General features: G+C 67.8%; 7 protein-coding genes. 2 read left to right on the plus strand and 5 right to left on the minus strand.

Annotated features, from left to right (window positions below):
• Window positions 1-145 precede the first annotated feature (145 nt).
• Entirely contained in the window at window positions 146-328 is a 183-nt protein-coding gene (locus ACNFOC_RS36235) for a hypothetical protein (protein ID WP_416963280.1), read from the plus strand.
• 99 nt (window positions 329-427) lie between these two features.
• Here the strand turns inward: ACNFOC_RS36235 and ACNFOC_RS36240 are convergent, their stop codons facing one another.
• From ACNFOC_RS36240 to ACNFOC_RS36260, 5 genes are all read right to left on the minus strand, one after another.
• Entirely contained in the window at window positions 428-1,324 is an 897-nt protein-coding gene (locus ACNFOC_RS36240; protein ID WP_416963274.1) for a hypothetical protein, read from the minus strand.
• A 172-nt stretch (window positions 1,325-1,496) separates the two neighbouring features.
• On the minus strand, window positions 1,497-1,886 hold the full coding sequence (locus ACNFOC_RS36245; RefSeq protein WP_416963275.1) for a hypothetical protein: 390 nt from the start codon (window positions 1,884-1,886) through the stop codon (window positions 1,497-1,499).
• Entirely contained in the window at window positions 1,886-8,734 is a 6,849-nt protein-coding gene (locus ACNFOC_RS36250) for a polymorphic toxin-type HINT domain-containing protein (protein WP_416963276.1), read from the minus strand. The genes ACNFOC_RS36245 and ACNFOC_RS36250 overlap by 1 nt, the downstream gene beginning before the upstream one ends.
• Before the next feature lie 75 nt (window positions 8,735-8,809).
• Entirely contained in the window at window positions 8,810-12,517 is a 3,708-nt protein-coding gene (locus ACNFOC_RS36255) for a LamG-like jellyroll fold domain-containing protein (protein WP_416963277.1), read from the minus strand.
• 32 nt (window positions 12,518-12,549) lie between these two features.
• Window positions 12,550-14,106 (minus strand): integrin alpha, encoded by a 1,557-nt coding sequence (locus tag ACNFOC_RS36260; protein WP_416963278.1) that lies wholly within the window; start codon window positions 14,104-14,106, stop codon window positions 12,550-12,552.
• Window positions 14,107-14,478: 372 nt separating this feature from the next.
• On the opposite strand from ACNFOC_RS36260, the gene ACNFOC_RS36265 reads away from it, so the two are divergent.
• Window positions 14,479-16,213 (plus strand): glycosyltransferase family 2 protein (locus ACNFOC_RS36265; protein ID WP_416963279.1); only part of this gene is annotated, 1,735 nt, incomplete at its 3' end.

Here is a 16,213-nt window from a genome sequence, read left to right on the forward strand (position 1 = left end):
CCCGGCGCCCTGTCGGGCAACGGCCGTACGGCGAACCGCAGTTGGGCCCGGCTGAACGCCGACCCCGCCAAGCCGATGCTCAACCGGGCGGTACGGCAGACCTATCCGCCGGGTTCGACGTTCAAGGGTCGGCGACCGCATCGAGATGACCAGGGGTGGCCACACCTACGGCGCCGAGGTGGAAAACACCGTGGCCGCGGAGTCGTACGTCTACACGCTGATGACGGTGACCGCGCCGGGGGCTGTGGTGCGGGCGTGCTTCCAGCCTGCGGCGAAAACGGGGGCGGCGCAGGGGAGGAACGAGTGCTTCGAGGGGCGGGTCCACTGACCCGAGGCCGGCCGCCGCTGGCTGACGATCCTCGCACACCAGATCAGCCCCGCCGAGCTGTACTCGGCGGGGCTGATAGCTGCTCCTACTTGGGACCAATCAGAAAGAACCGAAGAACCGGTCCCACCAACTAGGTTCCCCGGAACCGTGAAAACGCAGGCGAGTGGCTCCGTCGTAGCGGTTCGTAAGAAGTTCTTCCGGAATCGTGACGTACTTTGATCCGGCCAGAGCTTGCTCTATCTTCCCAAGGTCACTCGCGTCGAGTTCACCTTCGGCACACGCTTCATCCGTGCCCAGGAAGGCGCCCGGGTTGTCAGCCGCCACCATGGCCAATGGTTTGAACTTGCTCACCAGGACAACGATCCTCGTCCCGCAAACCGTGGCTTCCCCGGGCACTTCGATTCTCCCGTACTGAGCGGAGTCCTGGATGTCCCGGTCGATTTCACAACGCGTCGAGAAGTGCGAACCAATCTGTGCAGCCAGACGACTGAAGGAAGCCGCAGCTTCGACCCCACTGTAGTCAGCCGGAAATTCCGGCCATTGGGGATCATCCAGCCCACGCAACATTTCCATCAGATGCGCATCTCTCTCCATGATCCTCCAATCGCCGAAGACGCTACGAGCAGATCGATTGAACCACTTCGTCACTGCGGGAATGCCGTGAGAACCCTTCCGGTGAGAGGTTCGTAACGCACCAGGATTTTCACCCCTCGCACGGTTCCGATCACGTTCTGGACCGCGGGTTCTCCTCTCCTGGTCCTTGCCCGGCGCCCCCGGATACCTGGTCGGGGCGGCGCCCAGCGTCGTCGAACCGTCGTAGTAGGTCAGGTTGTCGGAGATGACGTTCTTGGTGCGGTCGGGCGTGGTGGCGCAGTCGACGCCCACCGTCTCCACCCGGGAGACGAGCGAGTAGATGTGCGCGCTCACGCTGTCCGCGTACTCGTTGCGGGTGCACTGGTTGTCGGCGACGCCGACCTCGCCGTCGTCGTCGACCATCGTCTCGCGGCCGGTCGAACCGTCGTACGTGGTCGAGGACTTGGTGTGCCGCCAGCCGCCCAGGTCGTGTGTATTCCTGATTCCCGGCTTCTGACCGCATGGGGACGGCCCCGCTGACAACGGTCAGCGGGGCCGTCCCCATCGAAGGCGAAGCCTGGACGGCTCGCCGCCGTCATGCGCCCGGACTCCTCCCGTAATAGCCCTTCACGGTCCTCGCCAGCTTCCGCTGGACAGCCCTCAGTGTTCTGATGGTCGACTCGTCGCTGAGCCCCGTAGTTGTCTGCCACTCGACGCCCGAACCCGCGAGATCGCTGACAAACACGATCTCAACGGCCAAGAGTGTGCGAGCCCAGTCCACCGGAGCCAACGGGACGTCGTCGCCAAGCGCATCTCGCAACCTGTCGCACTGGTCGTACAGATCCTGCGCGTCGGCGAACCCCATGCCAACAGCAAGCTGATCGCTGCACCGTGCCGGCCCATCCCATTCAAGGAGAGCCCGCCTCAGCAGTTTGATCTCCTCGTCCGTAAGCAACCCGCGCGGCGCCGTCTCTGGTACTTGCATCAGTCCAGCTCTTCCCAGTACTTTTCCAGCTTCGCCGGGTCTCGCCGAAAGACGGTTCCACCGTCGGCATGCATCGGATCGTGGATCACGATGGTCGATCCGTCCTTGCCAAGGTACGCCTTCCGCCCTCCGCCCAGTTCCTTGGTCCTAGAGGGATTCGACATCACGTCCTTGGTGAGATCGTCGAGCCCCTTGGCGTCCACACCAGGGAAGTCCCCGGCATGCTTACTGTCCGCATGCCCCTTGGCAATGTCAGCCGCGTCCCCAAGACGCTCTTCTTCGGTACACCACGAACTGTTGTGTACCAGGACAGGGATTCCGTCGGCCACGACATAGTACGTGTGCAGTTCGGCGACGGTGAGGTTGTGAACCGTCGCCTCCAGGGTGGTCCAACGCTCGACCGCGGCAACGCGGACGCGGACTCCCGAGTCGGTGCGCAGCCACTCCCCCGACTGCAAGCCTGTGGCATCAACCCACTCACCGAGTTCGGGCACCCAGAAGGGATGTCCGTCGGTCGCGGTGACCGACGCGGTCTTGGTCCCCTTCTTGCCGTCGATGTCGACGGTGACCTTGACGAGGTGCTTGAGGCCGGTGCCCTTGATCTCGGCAGTGACGGTCTCGGCTTTGGTCTTGCCGGTCTCCGGGTCGGTGGCGAGGACCTTGTCGCCGATGTCGACGTCCTCGATCTTCTTCGTCGAGCCGTCGGCCATCAGCACCCGGGTGTCGGGGGTGAAACTGTTGACCTTGCACACCTTGGCGGCATCCTCAGCCGCTTCCGCCGCCTTCTTGCTCTTCTTCCAGTCCTTGAAGTCGTCCCAGAGTTTCTTGCCAAGACCGACGATCCGCTTCCCCAGCGCAATCGCCTTGTCGGCGCGGAGGAAGTACTTCGCGAAGAGCTTGCCGAGGGGGCCGCCGCCGATCAGGGAACCGACCACGTTCGCCGCGGTCGCCCCGCAGGACCCGAGGCTCCCCGTCGTGAAGCAGTCCAGCGCGTCCGTGATCCCCAGCTCGTCGGCGATGATCTTGCCGAGTTCCTTGGCAATGGCGATGGCCTTCGCCTTGGCCGCGTCCTCCTTCTCGCGGGCCTCGTCCGCCTTCGCCTTGGCCGGGGTGTAGGTGTCCGTCGAGCCGGTGCCGCTCTGGGTCTTGGTGGACCCTGTACTGGACGACCCCGCATGCACGTACTGCGTATCCCCGGTGTTCTGGCCGTAGCCGTCGCAGATGTCCTTCGGGCACAAGCCGCTCGGGTCGCTCAGGGTGACCGGGCTGTTGCTGGCGTACGCGTACCCGTTGATCTGCTGCGGGTCGGTGTAGTCGACGATCGGGTCCGCCGAGATGAAGCGGCCCGTGTCCGCGTCGTACTCCCGCGCCCCCAGTGTCGTCAGGCCTGTGGACGCCTGGATGGTGCCGCCCACGAAGCCCTTGTCGTTGACCCAGCCCGTCGAGGAGGACGAGGAGGACGACGACTCGTCCCGCGCGTTGCCGAAGGGATCCGTACGGCGACGGGTCGTCGTGCCCGTCTTCGCGTCGACCGCCAGTTCCGCCGTGCCCTGGTGGTCCGAGGCGAGGAAGTGGACGCCGTCCGCCTCCCGCATCGCGACCGTCGTGGCGCCGAAGGAGTAGTACCGGGTGGCCGTGACCTTCGCGGTGGACTTGTCGTAGTGGAGTTCCATGCCGGGCAGGTAGAACGTCTTCTCCGTCGGGGTGTCCTGGAGAAGCCGCGCACCGGACGCGTCGTACTTGTACGACGTCACCGTCCCGTCGGCGTTCGTGACCGTGGTCAACTCGCCCTGCTTGTCCCACGCGAGGGACTGGGTGTCACCGGACAGGACGCGCGTCGCCGTGTTGCCCGACGCGTCGTAGGTGTACGAGTCCTGGGAGGTGACCTGCGGGGTCGTGGCCGTCGCGTCGGTCTTCGTCGTCACCGACGACACCGTGTGCGGGCCCGAGTCCGTACCGTTGGGGCCGGAGCCGTCGCCGTACACGTAGGAACGGCTGGACGTCGCCGCCCCGTTCAGGCCGTGGCGGGTCTCGCTCTTGCGGTTGCCGAGCGAGTCGTAGCCGTACTCCGTCCAGAACGGCGAGACGCCGCCGACCGTCGACGAGGACGCGCCCGAGGAGCAGGCCGACTCCGAACTGCCCGTGCCGCTCGCGCCGTTGGGCGTCACCGACGACGTCCACGTGTCGGACAGCCGCTGGAGGCCGTCGTACGTGAAGCACTGCACGTCGCTCGTGCCGCCGGTCGGCGTGTCCGCGATCGAGAGGACGTTGCCGGAGGCGTCGTACGTGTAGTCGGCGTCGTAGGCGACGCTCGACGCGCCCTCCACGTCCACCCGCGAGTTGGTCAGGCGGTCGGTGCCCGCCTCGAAGGTGTTGGTGATCCACGTCTTCTTCGCCGTGGACTCACCGGTGTACAGCTCCAGCTGCTCCAGGTTCGACGTCGGCGAGTACGACGCGTCCGTTACGTAACTCAGGCCTCCCAGCGACGAGTTGAGACCCACCGGACGCTGGAGGTCGTCGTAGACGTACCCCAGTGCCTCACCGGACAGGTCGGCCGCCGCGGGCAGGCCCTCTCCCTGGACCGAACCGTCGCGGTTGTACTGGGTCGTGTACTCGTAGGTACCGCCGAGCTGTGGCTCGGCCGTCTTCGACAGGTAGTACTTCGTCGAGGTCGGCTTGAAGTCGTTGGTCTCGTCGAGGACCGGATAGGTCACCGACGAGTAGACCGCGCCGTCCTTGTACGTGTAGACGCCGTACAACTCGCCCTTGGCGACCGTGTCGTACTTGGTCACCGAGAGCTTGGTGCCGGTCGTCGCCTCGCCCTGCCAGGTCGAGACCGCGCGGCCCAGCTCGTCGTAGAGCGTCGACGTCTTGTCACCGTTGACCGTGACCGAGGTCTGGCGGTCCAGATCGTCGTACGTGTACGACGACGCGCCCGTGTCCGGGTCGACCGCGCTCTTCTTGCGGCCCAACTGGTCATAGGCATAGGACCAGTTGTTGCCCTCGTCGTCCGTGACCGTCTTCAACTGGCCGGCCGCGTTGTAGCCGTACGACGTGGTGACCGCGTCGCCGTCCGTCGGGTACGCGATCTGGGTCGTGGCCAGGTCCCGGCCGTTCGTGACCACCGTCGTCTTCGTGCCGCCGGCCGGCGGGGTCGTCGTGACGCGGTCGCCGCCGTAGGCGTACGTCGTGCGGTACTTCTCCGTGCCCTGGACCTTGAAGACCGAGGCCGTGGCGCGGCCGGCGCCGTCGTACTGCGTGACCGTCGTCGCGTCCAGGTCGGCGAGGACCGGATCGAAGAGGGTGGAGGACGGAGCGCCCGACGCGTAGTAGGTGTCGTTCACCTGCACCACGCGGCCGGAGCCGTCGTAGAGGGTGTCGGCGACCATACGGCCACCGCCCGCGCCCTGCGTCTGTACCTGACGGGGCCTCAAGTAGCCGTCGTACAGCGACCATTCACTGCCGTACGTCGTTCCGTCGGCCTGGATCTTCTGCGTCTGAACGGCGGTCGGGCCGTCGTCACCGCGGACCAGGTACGCGTACTTGAGGGAGGCGGTGAAGCTCGACGCCTTGGGGCGGTCCGGGAGCCAGACCGACACCAGGCGGCCGAGGCCGTCGTAGGCGAGGTCCGTGCGCTTGCCGTTCATGTCGACCTTGGCACTCGCCAGGCCCCACTGCGGCGCGTACTCGGTCGAGGTGGTCCAGCCGTCGATGTTGGTGACCGTCGACTTGGTGGCCAGGCCGTAGGTGTCCGTGTAGGCGATGGAGGAGGTGTACTGCGTCGAGGAGGACGCCGTCGTCGCGTCCTTCGCCACCAGCGGCCGGCCGTAGTCGTCGTACGTCGTCACGGCGGTCGTCTGGTACGTCGCCGTCGTGCCGCTGTACGACGAGAGCCGCTTCGTCGTGGTCGCGTCGCCCTTGGTGGGAGCCGCGCCCAGCGTCGTCGAACCGTCGTAGTACGTCAGGTCGTCGGAGATGACGTCCTTGGTGCGGTCGGGGGTCGAGGAGCAGTCGACGCCGACCTTCTCCACCCGAGACACGTACGAGTACAGGTGCAGGCTCGCGCTGTCGGCGTACTCGGTGCGGGTGCACTGGTTGTCGGCGACACCGACCTCGCCGTCGTCGTCGACCTGGGTCGCCCGGCCGGTCGCGGTGTCGTACGTCGTCGTCGACTTGGTGTGCCGCCAGCCGCCCACGGCGAGAGCCGTGTACGTGTCCGTCGAACCCGTCGACATGTAACGGGACTTGCGATTGCCCCAGCTCTCCGTCTGGGTCCCGGTCACGCTCGTCCACGGCACCGTCACCGACTTCTCGGTGACCGCGGAGCCGTTGTACGTGATCGTCTCCAGCTCCTGGCCGGACTTCCAGTCGGTGTCCTCATAGGAGACGCCGTTGGAGTCGGTGACCGTCGCCGAGCGGGAGTCGCCGTCCTTGTCGACGTCACCGTCGAGACCGCGGAAGAAGACGTGCTCGGTCTTGGTGTTGGCGGCGGAGTTGGTGCCGTCGGAGGTGACGACGGTGACCTTGCCGTAGCCGCGCCAGTCGCTCCAGGTGCGGTCCTCGTCCTTGGTGATGCCGTCGGCCGGGTTCTTGCGCCAGCCCGCGTCACCGCCGTAGGTGTACGAGGTGACCTGGTCGGCGGTGTCGCCGGTGAGGTCGGTCTGGACGACCGAGGCGACGACGTACTTGTGGAACCAGTCGACGATCGTGTCCGTCGCGCCCGGCGGAACCCACTTCACCGGGAAGCAGCGCTTGGTGGAGGAGTCCTCGGCCGGGACGGTGCTCGTCGTGCACTGCGTGTCGGCGTAGTTGACGCTGAGCGCGCCGCCCGTCTCGTTCTTCACGCCGGAGAGGCGGAAGCGGTAGAACGGCTGGAGGTTGTCGCCGGTCGTGTCCACGCGGTTGGCGAGCTGGGTGCCGTACAGCTCCACGGAGGGTACGGACACAGCGGTGCCGACCTTGCCCGTGTGGTCGATCTTGCTCAGCCAGAGGGACTTGGAGCCGTCGCCGTTGTCGGTGAAGACGTGGGTGAGACTCCACTCGTCGACCGGGGTGTATGTCGAGTCACCGGTGCGGATCTGTGTGGTGACCTTCGTCAGTTCCTTGCGGGTCCAGAACGTCGGGGAGTTCTGGCCGGGGCACTTCGTGTCCACCTTGCAGTTCTGGTCCCAGGGGACGTCCGGCCAGTCGGCGGCCGTGGAGTCCGTGAGCGCAGCTGCGGAACAGTCCGTCAGGGAGCCGATGCAGCGCTCGGCCGTGGTGAAGACGACCTGCGCGGCCGGCTTGGTGGAGTACACCTTGCCCGCGCGCTGGCCGTAGTCGATGCGCTTGAGGTAGCCGCCGCGGATGTACGCCTTGCCGTTCTCGGTGGTCTTCAGGCCCTGCGTGTAGTAGTTCGTCTCGGTGCCGTAGTAGTACGACATGACGTCACCGTGCGGGTCCACGACGTAGTCGAGGTTCCAGCGCCAGGCCTGGGTGCAGTAGGCGTCGGCGAACGTCGCGTTGTAGCAGGGCTCGCCCGAGTCGTCGCCGTAGACGGGGGTCGTCCAGGTGGAGGCCGTCTCCTCGTTGCCGCTCGCGTAGCCGGGCAGCTGGTCGAGGCCGAAGTAGTACTGGGTGCCGTCGCCGGTCGTGATCTTCCAGTACTCGCCGTTGTTGTCACCGTTGGTGGCGCCGGTCAGGTGCTCGACCTTGGAGTTGTCGTCGGAGCTGATCCGCCACGCGCCGGTCGTGTCGTCCTTGATCAGCTGGCCCGAGGTGCCGCCGGCGAGGGCGATCGTGGCGTTGTCGTAGGCCCAGCACTGGTCGCCGTTGGTGTCGTCGTGGCCGTCGTCGGCGCAGGCTTTGTAGCTGCGCTCGATGTAGCCGGGGTCGTAGGTGAAGCCCTGGCCGATCCACGAGCCCTGGTTGTTCGTGGTCGCCGTCTGGCCGTCTATGGACTGGGAGTTGTAGCTCAGGCCGACTGTCGGCTGCATGCCGCCGGGGACCGGGGGCGTCGTCAGCGGATAGCTCCACGTGAACGCGCCCGACGAGGTGTCCACACCCCACTGCGAGGACGCGGCCAGACTCGTCGCCTTGTAGTCGCCGCCGCCACCGCCGCTGCTCGCGGTGGCCGCGAGGACGGTCGCGGAGGAGTCGGAGGACGCCTCCAGCAGCTGGGTGGAGGGGCCCGAGGTGTCGCCCGCCGCCTGGACCGTCGCCGAAAGCGTCTGCTTCGCCGCGTTGTTGCTGCTCTTCAGGTACGTCGGGGTCGAGCACGCCTTCTTCTCGGGCGTCGTCAGGACGCACTCGGGATACTGGACGAGCTGGAGGCGTGAGCCGTAGCCGCCGCCGTAGGCGTCCGCGAAGTCCGAGTAGTCCAGGGCGACTTGGGCCGCGCCCTGCGACGCGTCCCCGTCGGTGCGGGCCACGGTGAACAGGACACCGTCGACGCCGGCCGCCTCGGTCGCCTTACGGCCGAGGATCTGGACGCGGACGGAGTCGGCCGCCTTCGTGCCGCCGGCCGCCTTGGCGGACACCGGCAGCCCCTTGGCCTTGGCCGCCTTGCCGGACAGGGTGACGTCCGCGCTGCCCGCTGCCGGCCAGTGCGTGGTGTCGGCCTTCTTGACCGCCGCCTTCTTCGCCTGGTCGGTCTTCTTGAAGGTCTTGGCCGTGGCGTTCTCGCCCCGGACCGGGTCGTCGAGGTTCGTCTGGGTCTTCGGCTTGGTCAGGCCCGTGTCGGCCGTGGCCTCGGGCACGTACTGCGGGAGCAGACCGATGGACAGCGCCAGTCCGAGGACCAGCGCCGCCCGTCTGCGACCGCTCCGCCAGACCGGTCTCGTGGACCGGTACCAGGGAGACTGGGACATCAACTCTCCTAGTTGATAAAGGGGAACGGCCAGTCAGGCCAAGGTCTCGTCGGTTCGGGCCGAGGAGTCGTCGGTTCAGGCCGAGGACTCGTCGATGCTGTCGCCGCCCGGCAGCACTGCCACGAGCGCCACCAGCGAGGCGTCCAACGGCCCCTGGTACATGCGGACTTCGTCGACGGCGCCGGAGAAGTACTCGCTCGCCGTCGTCCCGGTCAGCGTGCGGCCGACCTGGAGACTCGTGGTGCTGAAGTCCCAGGTGTTGTCCCAGGAGGCGTCGGCCACGGCGGTGCCGTTGACGTACAGGAGCACGTCGCCGAAGACCGCGTTGTAGACCAGCGAGAGGTGATCGCCGTCGCCCTCCGAACTCGGCGGGTCGGCGCTGTCGAGAAGCGCCGTGGTCACCGGGGTCGCCGAGTCGGCGGAGGTCACCACGAGCTGCCAACGGGCGTCGGCGGCGACGTACTTGACCTTGATCGCACTGCCGTTGGCGCCGGTCAGCGACAGCACCGTCTCGTCCGCCGTCGGGTTCGCCGAGGCGAGCCGGGCACGGGCGGTCACGGTGAAGCTGTCCTGCGCGGTGAGCGGTCCGGCCGCGGCACGGGTGGCGTAGGCGTTGGTGCCGTTGAGCGCCAAGTGCCCGTCGCCCCACAGAGGTTCGGCCGGGGGCAGGCAGTCGGGGTCGGCCTCCGGGTCGCAGGAGTCGTCGGGCAGGTAGACGGAGGCGCCGCCGCCCAGCGTCAGTCCGGTACCGCCGGCCGTCTCCGGCGAGACACCGCCCGAAGCGGAATCGAGCTGCCAGTAGGCGAGTTGGTGCGGCTGGATACCGCCGAGCTCCTGGCCCTCGGTGGGCGGGATGACCCGGTCGTGCAGCTTGACGTCGGCGACGCTGCCCTTGAGCTGGTTGACGTAGCCGTCGAGGGAGAGCTTGCGGCCGATCTGCACGGCGCCGGTCGCACTCCACGTCGTGTGGCGGGCCTGCACGTCGTCGGCGACGAGGACACCGTTGACGTAGAGCATCATCTTTCCGAGTTCGGCGTCGTAGACCCCGATGAGGTGGGTCCAGCTCCCGACGACGGCGGCCGCACCCGAGACCTTCCAGGAGCCGAGCGACTCCATGTCGCTGACGGGGATGCGGAAGGCCCACGACGCGTTGTCGACCTCGTAGCCGAGTTCGAAGCCGGGCTGGGCGGTGCCGTCCTGGCTGACGACGGTGACGTTCGAGGTGGGCAGCGTGGGCAGCATGACCCAGGCGCTCACGGAGAAGGTCTTGCCGGTGTCGACGCCGGCCGTGCCGGAGTCCAGGTAGGCGTTCTCGGTGCCGTCGAGGGAGGCGGCGGTGTCGGTCGAGCCGAGCGGGCCCGCCGCGCCGAAGGTCACTCCGGAACCGGCGGTCGCGTCCGGGGTGTCGCTGCTGCCGGCGGCCGTCGCCGAGCCCTTGGCGTCGCCGAGGGTCCAGCCGGCCACGGGCGCGCGGCCGTCACTGACCAGGAAGATATGGACAGTTGGCGTCTTCTGCGCGTTGCCCGCACCGTCGACCGCGGTCACGTGCAGGGCGTAGGTGCCCTCGCTCGGCGGCATCCAGCGGATGGTCGCCGGACCGCCGGTGGACTCGGCGGCGATCGACTTCTTCGTGTTGTCGGCCTTCGGGCCGGTGAAGTAGTACGAGTACGCCGTCACGTCGGTCGACGGGGAGTCCACGGTGAAGTTCCCGTAGTCGCCGACGCCCGCGTGCCAGGCCTCGTCGTCCGGGTACGTGGCCGAGGTGATCGCGGCCGAGGCGGGCTTGCTGGTGTCGTAGATGAACTCGCAGCGGGTCTGGTCCCCGTCGGTGGACCAGGCGCCGTACGACTGCTGGTCGTAACCGCGCACCGCCCAGGCGATGGTGGTGTTCGCCGGAATGGTGAAGCCCGCCTCGCCGTCGCCCGAGACATCGCTGCCGACGGTGTAGAAGAACGTGGCCACGCCGGTCTGTTCACTCCAACTGGAGTCCACCGTGGTCTTCTTGGCCGTCATCGCGTAGTGCGTGACCGTGTTGCCGGAGCTGTCCGTCCAGGTGACCTTGAACTGGGCTTGCAGGGTCTCCGAGTTGGAGCCGGTGTCGCCGTGGTCGTAGTCCCGGATCACCGCGGAGACCCGCGGGGCCTGGGTCACGTAGTGCTCGGTGGCACTGCCGTACTCGCACGAACCGCCCGGCTTCATCTGGAGGTCGTCCTGGACCGGCTCCAACGGCGGCCGGTTGTACGTGACTTCGAGGTGCGCGTTGCCGCAGAAGCGGCGCCAGTACGAGGTGTCGGACTCGACTCCCGCCTTGAGGCGGAACGTGGTGGTGTCCCAGCCCTTGTCGGCCGCGGTCTGTACGGTGCTCGTCGCGTCGAAGCGGACGTTCTGGTTGGTCGAGGTGCAGGAGCCCGCCGTCTGCGTGGTCGACTGGGTGTCGACCACCGCCTTCGACGAGGGCTGATTCGCCCAGTCCGTCGACGAGTTGATGGCGCTGGCGCCCGTGCTGTTGACGCGGGCCAGCTGCACATCGCGGGCCGAGGAGCTGTAGGTGAACACCTGTGTCACCGCGAACTCCGCGCTGACGATGTCCTTGTCCGCGAAGGTGCCGGTCGGGATGGCGAAGAACTGCCGCTTGACGTCGGAGGAACTGGAGCAGCGCGCCGAGACGTTGGAAGGGCACAGGCCGACGCCCTCGTCGTCGTCGAACTTCCAGAACGAGTCGCCCGGGGAGTCCGAGGACACCATGGTCCAGCTGCTGCGGTTGGCGGTCTTGATCACCGGGTCGATGTAGACCGGGTAGACCGTGTCGTCGTCGGCGAGCAGACCGGCGTCGGGGGTGAGCGTCATCGTGTCGGACGTGACGTCCACAGCGACATCGGCGACCTGGGCGCCCTCGGGCGGCGTGACCGCTTCGGTGCCGTCGCCGGTTCCGGTGGCGGACGGGGACGGGGAGACGGACGGCTGCGTCGTGGCCGTACCGCTGGAATCAGTCGCCGTACCACTGGAGTCGACGGTGTCGCTGGAGTCCCACATCAGTGGCTGAGGTGCCTCGAAGACGGCGCCCCCGGCCCCGGTGTCAGTGGCTTCCAGGCCACCGCCCTCGGTCTCCTTCAAGTCCAACGACGTCGTGTCGAGCGGGAGTTGGAGCTGCTCCAGCTCAGGGTCGGCCGCCGCCTCGGCATCCTTGACCACGAGCACGTGCGAGAAACCCTCGGCGCTCGCGGTGACCTTGAGGTCGACTCCGTCCAGGACGTTCTTGTACGTCGCGGTCGAACCGTCGATCGCCGGCTCGGGCAGTTTCCCGGGCCAGTCGAGGGAGAGCGAGCGCCCGTCCTTCTCGATCTCGGCGAACGTCGTGTCGCCGCCGCCGGAGAAGGCCATCGCGGACAGCGCGGCCTTCGGGGCGTAGGTCCCGTTCTTCTGCTTGACCAGCGTGGTGTCGATGGCCGTCCACTTGCCGTCGACGCGCGTGCGGACGGGCTGGACGTACTCGGTGGTCGTGAAGGTGCCGTCCGGATTGGCGACAGTGGTGCTGCGCTCGTCACGCAGGCTCTGGATCTCGACGGCCTTGCCGGACTTCTTGGCCTTGGCCTGGGCGGCGTTCGCGGAGAGGGACGAGGTCCCGCTCCCGTCGGCGGTGCTCGCGTCGGTGGCGCTCGTGCCGGCCGGCGCGGACCGCTCCGCGGCGGGGGCGGGGAGCGCGATCAGGCCCGGGGTCAGCAGGGCCGCGATGGTGGCGGCGGCGATCAGGGGCCGGCGTCCGGGTCTCTTACGCGTGCTCATTGCGCTGTGCTCTCTTCTCCTCGGCCCGCCGTTCACGCGATCGCCCCGAACGCCGCGCCCGCGTCGGGCAGTCCGCCCGAGCCGGGCTGGTAGGTGGTGGTCCCGGTGCTCGTCGTGCCGTCGACGTCCGTCCAGGGCAGGACGTAGAGGACGCCCTTCGAGGTGTCCGACGCCTTGCTGTACGGCACGCCCACGTAGAGGTAGGTGGACCCGGTGACCAGGGCCATGCCCGTGTAGTCACGGGCCGTCGCGGTACCGGGCAGCCCCGAGCCGCGGGTGAGGACCTTGTCGGCCGTGCCGAGGGCGGTGTCGAGAGGGCGGAAGAGGTGGACGGCGCCCGCGTCCTTGACCGTCGCCGTGTCCTTGCCGGGTTCGCCGACGGCGAGGCGGACGTTCGCCGAGGTGGTCACGACGCTGGAGTCGGTGTTGATGATGGCCACGCGCTGGCCCATGAAGTCGTCGGCCACCGCGTCCCCTTCGACATCCGCCACGCTGTTGTCGAAGGCCGCGACCTGGGTGTACGCGCCGGACGGCTGGACGCGGATGACCGCGACACCGCCCGCGTCCGCCGTGGTGCCGATGTCCTCGCCGGGGACCCCGACGGCGAGCAGCACATCGGAGTTGTACGTCTGGTCGCTCGGCCGGTACCCGGTCATGGAGACCGAGGCTCCGAAGCGGTCCCCGGCCTCCGACGCGCCGCCGATGCCGGTGCTGTCCTGCCCCAGACCCAGAAGTGGCGTGGGCATGCCACTTGAGAGAGTGTGGCTGAAGACCGCGACCCCGCCGGCGAACTCCAGGTCGCCGGCACCCTCACCCGGAGTGCCGACCGCGAAGTAGCGGTTGGTCCCGGTGAGCGAGTAGCCGAAGCGGTCGTTCATCTCGGGGTCGCCGGGCACCCCGGTGGAGTTCTGGCTCAGGGAGACCTTGGTGCTGCCCTGGACGTACTCGATGCAGCCGGCGTCGGTGTAGGTCTTGCCGCTCAGGGTGACTCCCTCGCCGGGCACCCCGATGACCAGATACGGCGAACCGCTCGCGGCCGTACCCGCGTTCAGCGCGAATCCGAACCAGTCGTACGCCTCGGTCGTGGTGGCCGAGTCGAAGGCCGCCTGGCTGTACCCCTCGATGGTGGAGCCCGCCCCGATACCGGTGGGCGTGCCGTGGATGACGTAGACCGCTCCGGCGTCGACGAGATTGACGCCGTCCTTGACGATGTCCTCGTACGGCGCACCCACGACCAGGTCGCTACAGCCGTCGCCGTCCGCGTCGTAACCCGCGTAGGAGATCCCGAAGCCGTCACCGGTCTCGGGTGTGGCCGGCATGCCCGTCGTCGCCTGGGAGATCTCGGCGACCCCCTTGCCGCCGCCGAGGACGACCCGCACGAGCCCCGCGCCCCTGGCACCGCTCACCGTGGCGCCGGGGTCCGGGATCACCCGGTCTCCCACGCCGTCGCCGTTGAAGTCGTTCGCCGTCCCCGCCGTGCACGTGGCAGCCGCCGCCTGTGGCGACGCCAACGTCACGACCCCCGTAGCGGCCAGGAACAGACCGGCCAACATGGCCAGCCCCCCGGCCAGATGTGTACGCGTGCGCACACCCCACCCCTCGCTGCTTCTTCGGGCGCGCCCAAGTAAGACCACCCTATGAATGACGTAAGAGGCGACTAAATATGAGTGGGATAAAGGGAGTCAAGGGCAATTAGCAAATTGGTTGCACACAGCAGATACACAGGCCGTGACTATCCCTACATTCTGCGTGACAACGATGGCGAAGCGGCCTTTCCGTTACCAACACGGACAAAACTACCGACCGCCCACACCTCAAGCCAAGCCAATCAACCGGCACTTCACCAAATTTGCACATGACGGGTACGGTAAGGTCGTGGTAAGTTCATGAGGCCGCCAAGTGACTTTCCCTGCGCAAATTAACTTCGGCCTTTATTTATCAGCCGAAAAAGGGTCCGGGGAATGTCGAGAGTCAAAGTCAGCGTGATCGTTCCCGTGTACAACACCGGGAAATACATCGACGAGTGCGCGCCCTCACTGCTCGGGCAGAGCCTGCCCGCCGACGAGTACGAGGTGCTCTACGTCGACGACGGCTCGACCGACGACACGCTGGTCCGGCTGGAGAAGCTCGCCGGCGCACACCCGAACGTCCAGGTGCATACCCGCCCCAACTCAGGCTGGCCGGGCGCGCCACGCAATCTCGGCATGAAGCACGCAAAAGGCGAGTACATCCAATTCGTCGACCACGACGACACGCTCGGGCCCGAGGCCCTGGAGCGGCTGTACGAGCACGCGAAGCGCAACGACGCGGACGTCGTCCTCGGCAAGATGTCCAGCACGATGGTGCGGCCCCGGCGACTGTTCCGGCACACGGTGGATGCCTGCACCATCGAGAACGACGAGCTGATGCAGAGCATGACGCCGCACAAGATGTTCCGGCGGGCGTTCGTCGAGAAGCATGACCTGCGGTTCCCGGAAGGACCGTGGTTCTTCGAGGACATGTTGTTCGTCAGCGCCGCCTATCTGAAGGCGGAGCGCATCTCGGTTCTCGCCGACTATCCCGTCTATTACTGGATGAAGCGGGACGACGGCGGCAACAACACCCAGCACCGCTTCAATCCCCGTTTCGGGTTCTGGCCCAATGTCCGCACGATCGTCCGCCAGATCAAGGACGGCACCACCCCCTCGGACGACGTCGACGCACTCCAGAACCGGCTGCTGCACCGCAACTACCACGTGGAGATCCTCTCCCGGACCCGCGAACCCGAGATCCTCCGCGAGGACCCGGCCGAGCAGCGGCAGCGTTTCGAGGCGGCCCGGGAACTGGCCCTGACGGAGTTCCCCGCAGCCGTACGCGAAGGCCTCCCCGCCGTCTCCCGCCTGCGCGCCACCCTGCTCGAAGCCGGCGACTTCGACGGCGCGGTGACCCTCGCGGAGCGCGTCCGCGAGATCAAGCCCCGCAGCGAGATCGGCGACCTGCGCTGGGCGGACGGCCGTCTGGTGGCCGACGTCACGCTGGACCTGCTGCGCGGCGACGGCGAGCCCCTCGTCCTCGTCGAACGGGACGGAAAGCAGTACCTGGACCCGGAGTTGCTCTCCGGTGTGCCGGGCACGGAGGACGGCTGGGAGGTCCCCGACCCCTTCCGGCTCGCGTACGCGGAACTGGTCGTCAAGGACCGGGACCGCGAGGACTGGTGGTACCCGGAGGGCGACCTGGAGGTACGGCTGAAGCCCCTCGGGGACGGCCGTTCGCAGGTGATCGCCACCGGTCGACTGTCCCTGGATCCCGAGCGGTTGGCGGGTGGCCGTCCGCTGGAGCGGGGCGTGCACGATGTGTGGGCGTACGTCCAACTGCTGGGCGTGGACCGGATGGTGCGCGTGACCAGCGCCGACAGCACCGACACCCCGGCCGCGACTCCGGCGCTGACCGGTGGCCGCCTCGCGCTGCCGTACTGGACGATCAAGGGCCAGCTCGCCCTCGACATCGACCAGCGCCAACGCAAGCTGGGCCCCGACACGGCGGCGGTCGCGGCGACCAACTCCGGGCGCGGCGAGGGCCGTTCGCTCCCCCTGCCGTACATCGCGTCGACACCGGACGCCACCCCGGTCCGCGTGAAGGTGACCGTGGCGACGCTCGCGGTGAACGCCGAACTGCTCCCCACCCCCGATACCGACACCGGTGCCGCCACGGCCCAAC

This window comes from Streptomyces colwelliae (genome assembly GCF_048158785.1).
Taxonomy (GTDB): domain Bacteria; phylum Actinomycetota; class Actinomycetes; order Streptomycetales; family Streptomycetaceae; genus Streptomyces.

What these genes read in the sequence shown, in the direction of transcription:
- ACNFOC_RS36235 (WP_416963280.1), top strand. Translation starts at nt 146, where the DNA reads ATGACCAGGGGTGGCCACACCTACGGCGCCGAGGTGGAAAACACCGTG.
- ACNFOC_RS36240 (WP_416963274.1), bottom strand. Translation starts at nt 1,324, where the DNA reads ATGGTCGACGACGACGGCGAGGTCGGCGTCGCCGACAACCAGTGCACC.
- ACNFOC_RS36245 (WP_416963275.1), bottom strand. Translation starts at nt 1,886, where the DNA reads ATGCAAGTACCAGAGACGGCGCCGCGCGGGTTGCTTACGGACGAGGAG.
- ACNFOC_RS36250 (WP_416963276.1), bottom strand. Translation starts at nt 8,734, where the DNA reads ATGTCCCAGTCTCCCTGGTACCGGTCCACGAGACCGGTCTGGCGGAGC.
- ACNFOC_RS36255 (WP_416963277.1), bottom strand. Translation starts at nt 12,517, where the DNA reads ATGAGCACGCGTAAGAGACCCGGACGCCGGCCCCTGATCGCCGCCGCC.